17 protein-coding genes and 2 pseudogenes are annotated in these 12,928 nt (G+C 43.0%); 11 read left to right on the plus strand and 8 right to left on the minus strand.

Annotated elements, in window-relative coordinates; all coding sequences use genetic code 11:
- Window positions 1–39: 39 nt before the first annotated feature.
- Both JMN17_RS04125 and yodL read left to right on the plus strand, forming a co-directional pair.
- Window positions 40–651 (plus strand): phosphatase PAP2 family protein, encoded by a 612-nt coding sequence (locus tag JMN17_RS04125; protein ID WP_202327475.1) that lies wholly within the window; start codon window positions 40–42, stop codon window positions 649–651.
- A 60-nt stretch (window positions 652–711) separates the two neighbouring features.
- Window positions 712–1,026, plus strand: coding sequence for a shape determination protein YodL (gene yodL, locus JMN17_RS04130; protein WP_087990437.1), 315 nt, complete (start codon window positions 712–714; stop codon window positions 1,024–1,026).
- A gap of 38 nt (window positions 1,027–1,064) precedes the next feature.
- Here yodL and JMN17_RS04135 read toward each other — a convergent pair whose 3' ends face one another.
- The gene (locus JMN17_RS04135; protein ID WP_003241588.1) at window positions 1,065–1,190 is read right to left on the minus strand and encodes a hypothetical protein; all 126 of its coding nucleotides are present in this window, start codon (window positions 1,188–1,190) and stop codon (window positions 1,065–1,067) included.
- Between the two features lie 200 nt (window positions 1,191–1,390).
- Between JMN17_RS04135 and deoD the strand changes: the two genes are divergently transcribed.
- The gene (deoD, locus tag JMN17_RS04140) at window positions 1,391–2,092 is read left to right on the plus strand and encodes a purine-nucleoside phosphorylase (protein ID WP_087990436.1); all 702 of its coding nucleotides are present in this window, start codon (window positions 1,391–1,393) and stop codon (window positions 2,090–2,092) included.
- Between the two features lie 81 nt (window positions 2,093–2,173).
- Window positions 2,174–2,995 (plus strand): LD-carboxypeptidase LdcB, encoded by an 822-nt coding sequence (gene ldcB / locus JMN17_RS04145; RefSeq protein WP_087990435.1) that lies wholly within the window; start codon window positions 2,174–2,176, stop codon window positions 2,993–2,995.
- Window positions 2,996–3,077: 82 nt separating this feature from the next.
- On the opposite strand, the gene JMN17_RS04150 is transcribed toward ldcB, so the two are convergent.
- Both JMN17_RS04150 and JMN17_RS04155 read right to left on the minus strand, forming a co-directional pair.
- The gene (locus tag JMN17_RS04150; RefSeq protein ID WP_087990434.1) at window positions 3,078–3,332 is read right to left on the minus strand and encodes a hypothetical protein; all 255 of its coding nucleotides are present in this window, start codon (window positions 3,330–3,332) and stop codon (window positions 3,078–3,080) included.
- A gap of 87 nt (window positions 3,333–3,419) precedes the next feature.
- On the minus strand, window positions 3,420–4,121 hold the full coding sequence (locus tag JMN17_RS04155; protein WP_087990433.1) for a class I SAM-dependent methyltransferase: 702 nt from the start codon (window positions 4,119–4,121) through the stop codon (window positions 3,420–3,422).
- A 152-nt stretch (window positions 4,122–4,273) separates the two neighbouring features.
- Here JMN17_RS04155 and ctpA point away from each other — a divergent pair, with 152 nt between their 5' ends.
- Window positions 4,274–5,674 carry a carboxy-terminal processing protease CtpA gene (gene ctpA / locus JMN17_RS04160; protein WP_087990432.1) on the plus strand — a complete coding sequence of 467 codons (1,401 nt, stop codon included), beginning with the start codon at window positions 4,274–4,276 and terminating at the stop codon, window positions 5,672–5,674.
- 35 nt (window positions 5,675–5,709) lie between these two features.
- On the opposite strand, the gene JMN17_RS04165 is transcribed toward ctpA, so the two are convergent.
- Both JMN17_RS04165 and JMN17_RS04170 read right to left on the minus strand, forming a co-directional pair.
- On the minus strand, window positions 5,710–7,200 hold the full coding sequence (locus JMN17_RS04165) for a sodium:solute symporter family protein (RefSeq protein WP_087990431.1): 1,491 nt from the start codon (window positions 7,198–7,200) through the stop codon (window positions 5,710–5,712).
- Entirely contained in the window at window positions 7,200–7,400 is a 201-nt protein-coding gene (locus JMN17_RS04170; protein WP_087990430.1) for a DUF3311 domain-containing protein, read from the minus strand. Before JMN17_RS04170 ends, JMN17_RS04165 begins: the two co-directional genes overlap by 1 nt.
- A gap of 216 nt (window positions 7,401–7,616) precedes the next feature.
- On the opposite strand from JMN17_RS04170, the pseudogene JMN17_RS04175 reads away from it, so the two are divergent.
- Together JMN17_RS04175 and JMN17_RS04180 are read left to right on the plus strand one after the other, a co-directional pair.
- Window positions 7,617–7,814, plus strand: a pseudogene (locus tag JMN17_RS04175) (ring-cleaving dioxygenase); the annotation flags it as partial.
- Between the two features lie 15 nt (window positions 7,815–7,829).
- Window positions 7,830–8,432 (plus strand): alpha/beta hydrolase, encoded by a 603-nt coding sequence (locus tag JMN17_RS04180; protein WP_202327477.1) that lies wholly within the window; start codon window positions 7,830–7,832, stop codon window positions 8,430–8,432.
- A 42-nt stretch (window positions 8,433–8,474) separates the two neighbouring features.
- On the opposite strand, the gene JMN17_RS04185 is transcribed toward JMN17_RS04180, so the two are convergent.
- Complete coding sequence (locus JMN17_RS04185) at window positions 8,475–9,083, minus strand: nitroreductase family protein (RefSeq protein ID WP_087990428.1); 609 nt, start codon at window positions 9,081–9,083, stop codon at window positions 8,475–8,477.
- A gap of 129 nt (window positions 9,084–9,212) precedes the next feature.
- Here JMN17_RS04185 and yodB point away from each other — a divergent pair, with 129 nt between their 5' ends.
- Window positions 9,213–9,551: a transcriptional regulator YodB gene (yodB, locus tag JMN17_RS04190; protein ID WP_003220087.1), complete on the plus strand. Its 339-nt coding sequence runs from the start codon at window positions 9,213–9,215 to the stop codon at window positions 9,549–9,551.
- A gap of 504 nt (window positions 9,552–10,055) precedes the next feature.
- On the opposite strand, the gene JMN17_RS04195 is transcribed toward yodB, so the two are convergent.
- Window positions 10,056–10,445: a tautomerase family protein gene (locus tag JMN17_RS04195; protein WP_087990427.1), complete on the minus strand. Its 390-nt coding sequence runs from the start codon at window positions 10,443–10,445 to the stop codon at window positions 10,056–10,058.
- 434 nt (window positions 10,446–10,879) lie between these two features.
- Here JMN17_RS04195 and JMN17_RS21985 point away from each other — a divergent pair.
- Both JMN17_RS21985 and JMN17_RS04200 read left to right on the plus strand, forming a co-directional pair.
- Window positions 10,880–11,090: pseudogene (locus tag JMN17_RS21985) on the plus strand (GntT/GntP/DsdX family permease); the annotation flags it as partial.
- 86 nt (window positions 11,091–11,176) lie between these two features.
- The gene (locus JMN17_RS04200; RefSeq protein ID WP_087990426.1) at window positions 11,177–11,410 is read left to right on the plus strand and encodes a hypothetical protein; all 234 of its coding nucleotides are present in this window, start codon (window positions 11,177–11,179) and stop codon (window positions 11,408–11,410) included.
- A gap of 32 nt (window positions 11,411–11,442) precedes the next feature.
- Here the strand turns inward: JMN17_RS04200 and JMN17_RS04205 are convergent, their stop codons facing one another.
- A complete protein-coding gene (locus JMN17_RS04205) occupies window positions 11,443–11,904 on the minus strand; it encodes an Hsp20/alpha crystallin family protein (RefSeq protein WP_202327479.1) in 462 nt (153 codons plus the stop codon).
- Between the two features lie 98 nt (window positions 11,905–12,002).
- Here JMN17_RS04205 and rarD point away from each other — a divergent pair, with 98 nt between their 5' ends.
- Window positions 12,003–12,899: an EamA family transporter RarD gene (gene rarD, locus JMN17_RS04210; protein WP_087990424.1), complete on the plus strand. Its 897-nt coding sequence runs from the start codon at window positions 12,003–12,005 to the stop codon at window positions 12,897–12,899.
- The last annotated feature ends 29 nt before the right edge of the window (window positions 12,900–12,928 follow it).

The raw sequence follows: 12,928 nt of genomic DNA on the forward strand, positions 1-12,928 counted from the left end.
TGTTCTATGACTTCTGTGAAAATCGAGGTGGTTAAAATGTTGTACAAGCCTGTTAGCTTGTTTCTTATTTTTCTTTTTTTAGCTGCGGCCATTCATACAAATGCTGTTCAATCTGCAGATGAAGCGATAAGCAGGGCGGCTATTTTGATCCGCCAGCCATGGCTTAATGAGGTCATGACAGGGATCACGCACCTTGGTGCTTCTTCTTTTCTCCTCCCTCTTATCCTGATCATTGGAGCGGGCCTGTTTTTTTACAGAAAAACATGGGACGGCCTATTGATGTTCTTGGTATTCGGTGCAGATCGGCTGTTAAATAAAGTCATAAAAGAATGGATTGAACGAGTGAGGCCTGATTTTGCACCGCTGGTTCATGAATCATCCTTCAGCTTTCCGAGCGGCCACTCCATGAATGCTGCCTATGTTTATCCTGTCATTGCCTATTTTTTAGTGAAGCACCTCCCGTTTTTGTCCAAACATAAAAAAATGGTATATACCATAGCAGGCGTGATCACTGTTTTGGTCGGCATAAGCAGAGTCTATCTGGGGGTGCATTTTGTCTCTGACGTGTTAGGAGGCTTTAGTCTCGGCCTGCTTCTGTTTTTCCTAGTAAAAGGTTTTGACGAAAAGATTAAGCGGTTTCGACAAAAATAGAGAAAGGAAAACCGGGCAAAAACGCCAATATGTTAAAGAAATAAAAGGGAGGGGATCTTGATGATGTTATCCGTGTTCAAAAAGAAGTCTTGTTCCTATGACGTGACAATATTTCAAACACCCCGGTTTGGCGAAAAAAAGGGCTACAGAGCCGTCTATCGAACTGAACTGAACGGGAGCGATCATCAAGACGTGCTGAAAAGAGCATTCTCTTTGTTTAATGTATTTGACACCGTTCCAAGTGATTATGACGCGAGATTTGTGGCCACAGGAGACGTGATTCTGATTGATGAAGGCAGAAAAGGGAAAACATATTACAAACTGCTTCCCGCCGGATGGAGGAAAATCAATCGTCTGATTGTGCAGACGACATAACAAAAAGAAAACTGCGGAAACCCGCAGTTTTCTGCAGTTTAAGGCTTGCGTTTGGCAGCGGAATACTCTTTCTCGTGCGCCTCTTCAGCTGCAATGACATCTTTTGCAGGTATGTGATTGTTCTTTTTTTGGCCGGTGATCCGATTGCGCTGTTTTTTACCCATGTCTCATCCCTCCTTCCTGCGGTTAGGTTTTCAAATAAACACCTCGATTATCCCGTTTTTCTCAGGAAGTGCCCAAACGGTCTCGGAACATTTCTTTTTGCGCCATATTCCTTTATAATCAATGCTGAAGTTTGTTTCATCATGACATTCGTTGTAAAATGAACGGACTGGATGATAATTTAGATTTAGGAGGATATGAGATGAGTGTACATATAGGTGCTGAAAAAGGACAGATTGCGGATACAGTGCTTTTGCCGGGAGATCCTCTCAGAGCAAAATTTATTGCTGAAACGTATCTTGAAAATGTAGAATGCTACAATGAAGTCAGAGGCATGTATGGATTTACAGGTACATATAAAGGCAAAAAAATCTCCGTGCAGGGAACGGGAATGGGCGTTCCGTCTATTTCAATTTATGTGAATGAATTAATGCAAAGCTACGATGTGCAAAATCTAATAAGAGTAGGTTCTTGCGGCGCTATCCGTAAAGATGTCAAAGTGCGGGACGTCATTTTGGCTATGACCTCCTCCACTGATTCACAAATGAACAGAGTCGCTTTCGGAAGCATCGATTATGCGCCTTGCGCCGATTTCGAACTTTTAAAAAAGGCTTATGATGCCGCAAAGGATAAAGGCGTGCCGGTGAGTGTAGGAAGCGTATTTACAGCTGACCAGTTCTACAACGACGATTCGCAAATCGAAAAGCTTGCAAAATACGGTGTGCTGGGCGTAGAGATGGAAACGACTGCATTGTATACATTAGCAGCGAAGCACGGAAGAAAAGCGCTGTCAATTCTCACCGTGAGTGATCACGTATTAACAGGAGAAGAAACGACAGCGGAAGAGCGTCAAACCACATTTCATGATATGATAGAAGTGGCTTTACATTCCGTATCACAGTAAAATAAATCAAGAGGCGTGCTGGGTGCCGGCAGCCTCTTCTTTATGAATGCGGAAACGATTAATAAAAGGAAGGTAATGTAAATGAAAAAGTCCGGTAAATGGTTCTCACTGGCTGCCGCTCTGAGTGTAACGGCAATCGTCGGAGCCGGCTGCAGCATATCGAACGGAGATGCTCAAAAGGATACGAAAACCACAGCAGAAACGAAGCAAACAGAACAAAAAACAGCTGACAGCAAAAAAGCAAACACTCAGGACAGTGAGTTTTCATTGGAAAGCAAATATTTCAATGATATTAAACAAGTAGACGGTTTGGAAACCATTCAAAATCCAGAAAACATCCTCGCCCTTGTCAATAAACAATACGCATTGCCTGAAAACTATGAACCTAGCGATCTTGTTATACCTGATGTAGAGTTTTCTTTTGAAGAAAAGATTCAAAAACGTTACATCAGAAAGGAAGCGGCCGACGCATTAAAAACGATGTTCGATGCTGCGAAAAAGGAAGGCTATGAACTGGCAGCTGTCTCGGGGTACCGTGCGTATGACAGACAGAAAGTCATTTTTAACAATGAAGTAAACCTAAAAGGGGAAAAGAAGGCAAGAGAAGCGGTCGCTTACCCGGGTGAAAGCGAGCACCAAACAGGCCTGGCGATGGACATCTCGAGCCGGAGTAATGGCTTTCAGATAAATGAAGCGTTCGGAAGCACGTCCGACGGAAAATGGGTGCAAGACAATGCTTATAAATATGGTTTTATCATTCGCTATCCTAAAAATAAAGAAGATATCACAAAATATGAATATGAGCCATGGCATCTGCGTTATGTAGGCAAAAAGGCCGCAAAGGACATCCACGACAATGATTTAACGCTGGAAGAGTACTTTGAAAAAGTGAAGAAAATCTAAAAGAGAAAGCCCGCTTACAATTGGTAAGCGGGCTTCATTGTGTCTGGTGAATCTAGCATTTGGTCAGACAATGATTCTATGCTTACCAGAAGAATAAACCAGCCAGAGCCACTCCTGTAATTAAACCGAGCGAAATACCGTAAGCTGCTCCGTATCCCCAATAGCCGCCCCAATAGCCGTAACCGAAACCTCTAGGCCCTGCACCGACAGGAGGAGCGATATAAACTCTGTCTCTTGTTACACGGGTAATTCTGCCGACGTGAACTCTCCCGCCTCTCTCTGTAATTCTGACGTCTTTACCTTGATGGTTTCTGCAAAGATGGTAATATCTCTCCAATATTGTTTCCCTCCTATACTGACTTTCTATCAGCATATGATAGATAGGATAAAAAGGTTGGACGAAAACAGGGGGTGATACGCCGTTTTACTTATACGCGATAAAGATACAATGACCCATGTACTCACTATAGATCTGCATAAGTTCATAATGTGTTTGAAGCGTATCGTAATAGATAGGAGCAATCGTTTGCGATAAATCCATTTCAGTGGTTGGTTCAAATTCCATGTCGTCGGGAAGAAGTGACATCGCTTCCGTTTTTTGAAAGCCATAACTCCTTAGGAGTTTATGCCACTTGGCTTCTTCATGTAAGTCAGTAAAACCGTAGAAATCCATCATTCGCTTTTTTTCTGCAGGTGGCATCGGTTTTTTTAAAGCTGCTTCAATACCAATCAGCATCCCGCCGGGCTTCAATACTCTTGAAATCTCCTGAAGAGAGGATGACAGATGGGAAAAACTGAGGACTGACTCTGACAAAACGCATGAAAAGGACTCGGAAGAAAACGGGAGGTGTTCCAACTCCGCCTGATATGAAGGGATGGCAAGCCCTTCATTTGCAAATCTTTTTTTCGCTTTCTCAAGCATGATAGGGTCTTTATCAACAACTGTTACAGGATACAGCAAATGTCCTAAATAAGCCGCTGTTTGTCCTGTTCCGCATCCGGCATCAAGAATCGGCTGATCGGGGGAGGGCGCAGCTTTTTGCAAGACCGCTTTTGAAAAAGCCAGCCCGCCTGGATGAGCTCCTGCGACACCGAATAAGGACAGCATTTCTAAATATCGGCTCAATCTCGAATCCTCCTTTTTCTTTATCATATGTCGTATAAAGACATAGGTTTATGAAAAGCGAAAGAAGGGCGTTTCTCTTTCATTTTTGCTCCGAGTTGACGAATAAGAATTCGTCCATGATAATAATGTAAGAAGAAAAAGGTGGTGTTTAATTGAAACGGCAATTTAAACTGTTTTTTATTGTGCTGATCACTACGGTTGTCGCTTCGGCGCTTACTTTATTTATTACGGGCAATTCCAGTATCCTGGGCCAGAAATCAATTAGCGCGGGAGACAGCCAGTTCGACAAGTTAAATAAAGCGTATGAGCAAATCAAAAGTGATTACTACCAAAAGACAGATGATGAAAAATTAGTAGACGGAGCAATTAAAGGAATGATTGAATCTCTGGATGATCCGTATTCCACATATATGGATCAAGAGGAAGCAAAATCATTCGACGAAACAATTTCTGCATCCTTTGAAGGGATTGGTGCACAAGTAGAGGAGAAAGACGGTGAAATCCTTATTGTGTCGCCAATTAAAGGTTCACCTGCTGAAAAAGCCGGAATCAAACCGAAGGACCAAATCCTTAAGGTGAACGGAAAAAGCGTCAAAGGCATGAATGTAAATGAAGCCGTCGCTTTAATCCGCGGAAAAAAGGGCACAAAAGTGAAGCTTGAGCTTAATAGAGCGGGAGTCGGACATATCGATCTTTCCATTAAGCGCGATACCATTCCTGTAGAGACCGTCTATTCCGAGATGAAAGACAACAAAATCGGCGAAATCCAAATTACTTCTTTCTCTGAAACAACTGCTAAAGAGCTGACAAATGCCATTGATAGTTTAGAGAAAAAAGGCGCCAAAGGCTTTATTTTAGACTTGAGGGGCAACCCGGGTGGTTTAATGGAGCAGGCGATTACAATGAGCAACCTGTTCATTGATAAAGGAAAAAACATCATGCAGGTTCAATATAAAAACGGTTCTAAAGAAGTGATGAAGGCCGAAAAAGAACGAACAGTGACCAAGCCTACCGTCGTTTTAATAAATGACGGCACAGCCAGCGCCGCGGAAATTATGGCCGCTGCCCTTCATGAATCGTCAGGCATACCGTTAATCGGGGAAACGACCTTTGGCAAAGGCACGGTACAGACAGCAAAAGAATATGATGATGGCTCTACCGTCAAACTGACAGTCGCCAAATGGCTGACTGCTGACGGTGAATGGATTCACAAAAAGGGGATCAAGCCCCAGATGAAAGCAGAGCTGCCTGTTTACGCGAAGCTCCCGTATTTGGACGCGGATAAAACGTATAAATCCGGTGATTCAGGCACAAACGTCAAAGTGGCTCAGCAAATGTTCAAAGCACTTGGCTACAAGGTAAAGGTTAACAGTACGTATAATCAGGATTTTGTATCTGTCGTCAAACAGTTCCAGCAAAAAGAGAAGCTAAAAGAAACAGGCGTATTGACTGGCGATACAACAACGAAATTAATGACAGAACTTCAAAAGAAGCTGTCAAATAATGATACGCAAATGGAGAAAGCAATTGAAACTCTGAAAAAAGAAATGTAAAAAACCCCCTGCACGGCTGCCGCGCAGGGGGTTTTTTATGCGCCCCTCTGATTTGGATTAGGCGCTTGTTTTTTACCAAATAACCCCTCAATAACAGGATTGGACCCTGCCTTTTTGGCGAACAGCGGATTGAGAATCACCACAGCGATGATATTGGCTGCTAATCCCCAGAATCCTTCATAAATGCCATGTGCAGATTGAGTGGTATACACAATAAACGTTACCGCAAGACCGGCTAATAATCCGATAACCGTCGCTTCTTTCGTTTGTTGTTTCCAGAATAGACTGACAGCAATCGCCGGGAAGATTTGCACCATGCCGGATACGCCTAACAGCTGGAGTGTCACTAGGGCAGTCGGGAACAGCATTCCAAACAGAAGTGCAAGGCCGATAACAACAAACACCATTGAACGTGTGACAAGGGTGAGCTTGCTTTGGGACACATTCGGATGAATCAAATCCCGATATAGGTTATTGGCAAATAAATTTGATGCCCCGATTGCCATGATGGAACAAGGAATCAATGAAGCAAGAGCAATAGTGGCATATGCAAAACCTTGTGCCACCCCGCCGTAAGATGTTTGAATCAAATGCAGGAGCGCCAGTCTTGGATCTGTATCTTCCGGCAGGACAAGGAAGGCGATAAAGCCAAGAAAAATGACCAAAATTAACACAATATTATAAAGCGGCAAAAACATGCTGTTTTTTCTTACTGCATCGGCGCTTTTCGCTGTAAAAACACCTGTTGCTGCATGTGCCCACATAAAAAGTGCCAGGGCGGAAACAATAGACGCTGTGATAAACCAAGGAATGCCTTTTGGCCCTTCTGCCGGTATCGTCAGCATTTGCGGCGCTTCCTTCACTAACGTGTCAATCATCGGCGTCCAGCCGTTGAAATGAATGAGAGGGAGAGACACTACCATAAACAGCATAATGACCCACACTAGAATGTCTTTAATGATGGCTGTAAATGTAGGCCCTTTAATCCCGCTGAAGAATGTGTAAAGAGCAACAAGAATAAATGAGATGATCACAACGAATTTTACGTTAATAAATCCGGTGCCGGCAACCTGAAGTGTATCTTGAATGCCGCTCAGCTGAAGGCATATGTACGGAATAAGCATAAGCACACCGACAATGGCAACAAGGCTTGCCAAAAGCTTACTGTCAAACCGTTCCCGGGCGTAATCCGCCAGTGTTGTTAATTTATGAGTTTTCGCAACTTTCCAAAGTTTCGGCAGGAAGAAGTAGGCGATAAAGTAGGCCAAAACAGAATAAGGAATGGCGAAAAACGCAACACTTCCACCCGTAAATGCCGTACTGGTTAACCCTAAGAAAGTATATGCCGTATAAAGGTCGGCGCCTACTAAAAACCAGACGAGAAGGCCGCCGAAGCGTCTGCCTCCGACAGACCATTCTTCCACCGAGGCGCGTGAGGATTTGTCTCTTCCGGCGAGAAATCCGATACAGACAACGGATAAAACGATAACAGCTGTAATGAGAAGTGCAGTGAGATTCCCTTGCATTATTCAAGCCCTCCATCTTTTTTTTGCATTTGGTAAATGCCAAACGAGCATAACGGCGTAATGATAATCCACAATAGCAGCCAAAGGTGGAAAAACGGAAGGCCGAACATAATCGGTTCAATTCGATTCACAAGCGGCAATAGCGCAAGCTGAACGAATGGCAAAAGAATGAGAATAACAATAAGTGCTTTTTTAACCATTTACTTTCCTCCTGAAACATGATAATTCTCACTATAATAGCAGTTGTAAGAAAAGATCACAAGAAATTATTAGAAAAAAATGATTTTTTGAATTATTTAATCAATACACATCATTTGCATCCTGCTTAATAAAGGTTTAAAATAATAAATATCTCGAAATCGAGATAAATAGGAGTGGGAAAATAAAAACAGAAGGATTGCATCACGTCACAGCATTCGTCAGAAATCCTTGACAGAGAATACTTTACATCCGTTTATTTCAGGGAGAAAGGCGGTATCTTATTTGAAATCGCCACAGATGAACCGGGTTTTATGACAGATGAAACGTTTGCTGAGCTGGGGACCTCATTGAAACTGCCTGAATGGCTGGAGAAACATAGACAACAGTTAACAGACATGTTGCCTGAACTTTAAAAGGGGGAATTTACGATGAAGCATATTTATGAAAAAGGGACATCTGACAACGTACTGCTGCTGCTGCATGGCACCGGCGGAAATGAGCACGATCTGCTTTCATTGGGACGGTTTATAGACCCTCATGCCCATTTGCTTGGTGTCAGAGGATCTGTGCTTGAAAATGGAATGCCGCGATTTTTCAAACGTCTGAGTGAAGGTGTCTTTGATGAAAAGGACCTCGTGGAGCGGACAAGAGAATTGAAAGATTTTATCGACGAGGCTGCAGAAACGCATCAATTTGATCGCGGCCGAGTGATTGCGGTCGGTTATTCAAACGGCGCAAATATTGCGGCAAGCCTGCTTTTCCATTATAAAGATGTCTTAAAAGGGGCCATTCTCCATCATCCGATGGTTCCGATTCGCGGTATCGAGCTGCCTGATATGACGGGACTCCCTGTTTTTATCGGTGCCGGGAAATACGACCCTCTCTGCACGAAGGAAGAATCAGAAGAGCTTCACCGCTATTTACGTGACAGCGGGGCATCAGCCTCCGTTTTCTGGCAGGGTGGGGGTCATCAGCTGACGCAGCATGAAGCTGAACAGGCTCGCGAATGGTACAAAGATGCGATTGTATAAAAAAACCTTAGTCCGTCATTCGGACTAAGGTTTTTCATATCCTTACAGCCAAGTTGACACTTTTGAAAGCGGCAAGCGGTTGCTTTGATGGGCAGGTTTTACTGCTTTGCCGATTGAAATAAGCATAACCGGAACAAAGCGCTCACTGATATCAAATTGCTTTTGGAACTGCTCTTTGTTAAATCCGCCGATTGCGCAAGTATCATAACCTTTTGCTTTTGCGGCAATCATAAGCTGCATAGCGGCTAAAGAAGCATTTAAGAAAGCGGAATCACGAGCGAATTGCTCGTTTTGGTAGGCACCGTTAATTTGGCCGAGCAATGTTTGTTTGATTTCATCTGAAATATAGCCTTGGTTTGCCAATTCAGCGTATACTTCTTCACCGTTTTCATTTGCCTTTAAATCGCCTAAAATGGCAACAACAGCAGAAGACTCAACGATTTGTTTTTGATTATAGGCTACAGGAAGAAGCGCCGCTTTTGCTTCATCGCTGTGGAATACTGTGAAATGCCAATGCTGAAGGTTCCAAGCTGAAGGCGCTTTAATGGCAAGGTCCAATAGCTCAGTCAGCTCCTCTTTAGAGATAGGGGCATTTGTATCATATTCCTTTACGGATGCACGTGCTTTTAAAACATCCAGAGTATTCGTCATAGTGTTTCCTCCTTCGGATAAACGTGGTATGATAATAGAAAAGTTAGAAACTTACTAAATGTAACTTGAAAGATTATTGTAATGGATCATCGAATACATGTCAAACAATAGATGAAGGGATGAGGACTTGTGGGAAATACTATGTGCCCTAAAATGGAATCTGCTTTCTCATTGCTGGGAAAAAGATGGAACGGTCTGATCATCCATGTGCTAATGGATGGGCCGAAACGCTTTAAAGAGATAACGGAAACAATACCGATGATCAGCCAAAAAATGCTGGCGGAGCGCCTTAAGGAGCTTGAACAAAACGAGATTGTCGAACGGCAGGTTCTTCCTGAAACGCCAGTCAAAGTCATTTATACGCTGACTGAAAAAGGAACAGCGCTTCAAGCTGTATTCCAAGAGATGCAGGCGTGGGCCGATCAATTTTGCGAGCCCGGTGAAACAGTGTGCGAAGAAGAGAAATAAGGAAAGAGGCATCCAGGAAAGACCCTATGTTCAATGAAAAAGTCATATGAGGGGCGGTTCGTGCCGTTTACATGACTTTTTATATTCGTTAGAATAAGCTTTTGCAGATTTGCAAAAGGTTAATATGAAGATGATATACAAAAATAGGAAATGATCATTGCGTGACAAAGTTATTAGCAGCTAACCTATGATTAATGGGGATGATGTTTTATCTCGTTTTGCACATCAGTAAAGCGGAACTCTATCTGCCTGAATTTTATATTTACGCTCAAAACCCAACCAGCTTCCATTGGAATTACATTGGGATCGAAACTGGATTTTAAAAAAGGGAAGCCAGGCTCCATCAACCACATTTGGATTACTTCGCTATACCTCTTCTTGGTGATTTCCGCTTTTATAAAAAAGAAATGAGTGAATAAAAGAGAGAGTATCTGATGAAACTCTCTCTTTTTTGCTATGGAGCAGCCGGTTGTTACATGCAAACTTTATGCCATTTTCATTATCTTATAGTTTTCCATTCGAAAATTGCGCCTCACCAAGACCGAAACTCCAGTCGGCGTCACCATTTTCGGTAATTGAAACCATTAAATCTTCTGGGGAAATGCCGCATTCTGCTTCTAGCTTTTCAGCCAGCAGGGCATACAATTTTTCCTTTTGGCTTTCTGTTCTTGTTTTGCTTGTCATACTGATAATGACCAGATCCTTGCTTCTTTGAAATCCTAATCCTGTGTCCTGGATGATAAGCTCGTTTGCCGGATGCTGATGGACAATTTGATAACGGTCTCTTTCCGGAACACCGAACGCTTCGACCATCGCTTGGTGAGCAGTATCTAATAACAATTGCAATGCTTTTTCATCACGGCCTTCAATTAAATCAAAACGTAATAATGGCATGTGAATTTCCTCCTCTTGTGAAGTTGTGTCTGTCTGTTTTCACATGTTTGCTTCCAGACAATGAGTAGATATAAAGACTGGGCTAACTTGAAAAAAACATAACATATAACCAAAAGTTAATCAACATATAACTAAAAATCATTTGGATAGGTGAAAGGGGATTGAGGAAAACTCATAGTATGATTGACAAAACATAGATTAGGAGATTAGTTTGAATATGTCATTTAACCAAAAGATAATAATCATATCGCCAAAACATTTTTTTAGTTATTAGTGAAAGCGCTTTCTTCCTGGAGTGCTGATTCTGTTATTTCTCATTATGAAAGTAAAATGAAATCCGTTTGTCTCACTTATTGTAGTTTTATTTTTAGTAGCCATCGGACTTGGGATGGATATCAATACAATCGTTCTTTCAATTGAAGCGGGAATGGCAGCTTATGGGGGCGGGCAGTGTAAATCCGGCATTAATGGCACTGCAAACAGGAGCGGGATGTCATCGCATGTCATGTAAAAGATGCTGGATTTTGGAGGTGAAGGGATTTTTCGGTTTGAGCATGAAAGAAATTTCAAGCTTGACCGCTGCTTACAACAGTTCTCTCAGTAACAGGGCTTGGCTGTGTGTTATTGGCAGAGCTTGTGATGTAACAATACCTAGATTCAGGTCTTAGCCCAATCGTTTTTCTTCTTTGTTGAATATCTTACATATAGGCAGACATAAAGGAGGAAAAATCATGTACCCTCATTCCTATTATCGCGGGAATCCAGGTCCAGCCGGATACCCGGCGCGAAGTCCTTTCTTGTTTGGCGCTCCTTTAGTCGGCGGTTTATTAGGCGGCTTTCTCGGGAGTGCTCTGTTTAACTATCCTCGTCCCTATGCTTATCCACCTGGCCCTTACGGTTACGGAGGCGCACCGTACGGTTTTGGTGCCGGCGTGCCATACGGCGGATACCCCGGTTTCTATTAACAAAAACGGCCTGCATCGGTGCAGGCCGTTTTTTATCGAATGATTTCTACCTCGGACATATTGTAGTCATGCTGCTTCTGAAACATCACTTCCAGAAGGCCGTCCTTATAGACGGCTTTTGTTCCTTTGCGTTTGACTAAACAAGGCAGGTTTATCTTTTTGGGATGGTCCAGATTCGGGAAATTTTCTATCATTAATGCGTGAGAAGTGTGTTTAATTTTCACCTGTTCCAGCTGGCTTTCACTGATTGGCACCTTTACAAACACATGGTCTGTTGTTTCAAATAGATCGATATCAGGTTTAGCGTCAGACTTGGCGGGCTGGTCTTTTTTGGGGAGAGGATCGCGGAAAGGAAATTGCGCCGCATGATCACTGCCGAACACACTTTCCATTACACGATTTACATATGTTTCAACTTCTTTTGGATCTGCTTTTTTTAATGCTTCCTTGGAAAATTGATTGTGGAAAGGAAAGTACTTGTTCCACTCAAACATCGTCGTCACACCCTTTCTTCACGGACAAAATAGTATATGCCCACCCGATCTTTCACGTGATATAATCTAAGATGCTCTAAAGAAAGGCAGGGATATCAATGCAATATTCAGAAACTAAAAAAGGTGTTCTCTTCACAGCCGTTTCCTTTATCATGTGGGGGCTGTTTCCGCTTTATTGGAAGCTTCTCGAACAGCTGCCGGCACTTGATATTTTGGCTCACCGTATCATATGGTCTTTTGTTTTTATGTGTATCGTGCTTTTTTTCCTGCGTCAATGGAAAACGGGGTGGCAGGAGCTGCGCACTTTGAAAAACAAGGGCGGCATCCTTTCTTTACTTCTCGCTTCCATCCTGATTTCGATTAACTGGTTTGTATACATATGGGCCGTCAACCATGGCTTTTTGCTTGAGGCTAGTCTTGGCTATTACATTAATCCGCTTGTATCCGTGCTCCTCGGTATTTTATTTTTAAAGGAAAAGCTGAATCGCCTGCAACTGATGGCGGTTTCGATTGCGGCGGCCGGCGTTATCATCTCAGCATTCCAATACGGCTCCATTCCTTATGTTGCGCTTCTGCTCGCATTCAGCTTCGGGCTGTACGGGTTCAGCAAAAAAAGAACAAGCCTGTCAAGCGCTATTGGTTTAACGCTGGAAACATTCATGATTATGCCGATTGCTTTGGGGTATTTGCTGCTGAGCGGCCATATCCATCCCGCGGGTGCGGGAAGCGGCGGGACTTGGATGCTTCTCTTTTTTGCCGGTGTGTTGACGGCTTTGCCGCTATTATTGTTTGCGGAAGGAGCTAAACGGCTGCCGCTGTACCATGTCGGCATCTTACAATATATCGCACCGACCATTACCTTGCTGATCGGGCTGTTTGTTTATCATGAGCCGTTTTCAATTTCGAAGGCTTTTACATTCAGCTGTATATGGGCTGCTTTGCTCTTGTTTACGTTTTCACAAATAAATTGGAAACGGGCATCAAAAAGCCATTGAGGCCTTTGGCTTTTCAGCTGAAGCATATA

The organism is Bacillus sp. RHFS10, from assembly GCF_016757475.1.
In the GTDB taxonomy this organism is placed as follows: Bacteria; Bacillota; Bacilli; order Bacillales; family Bacillaceae; genus Bacillus; species Bacillus subtilis_G.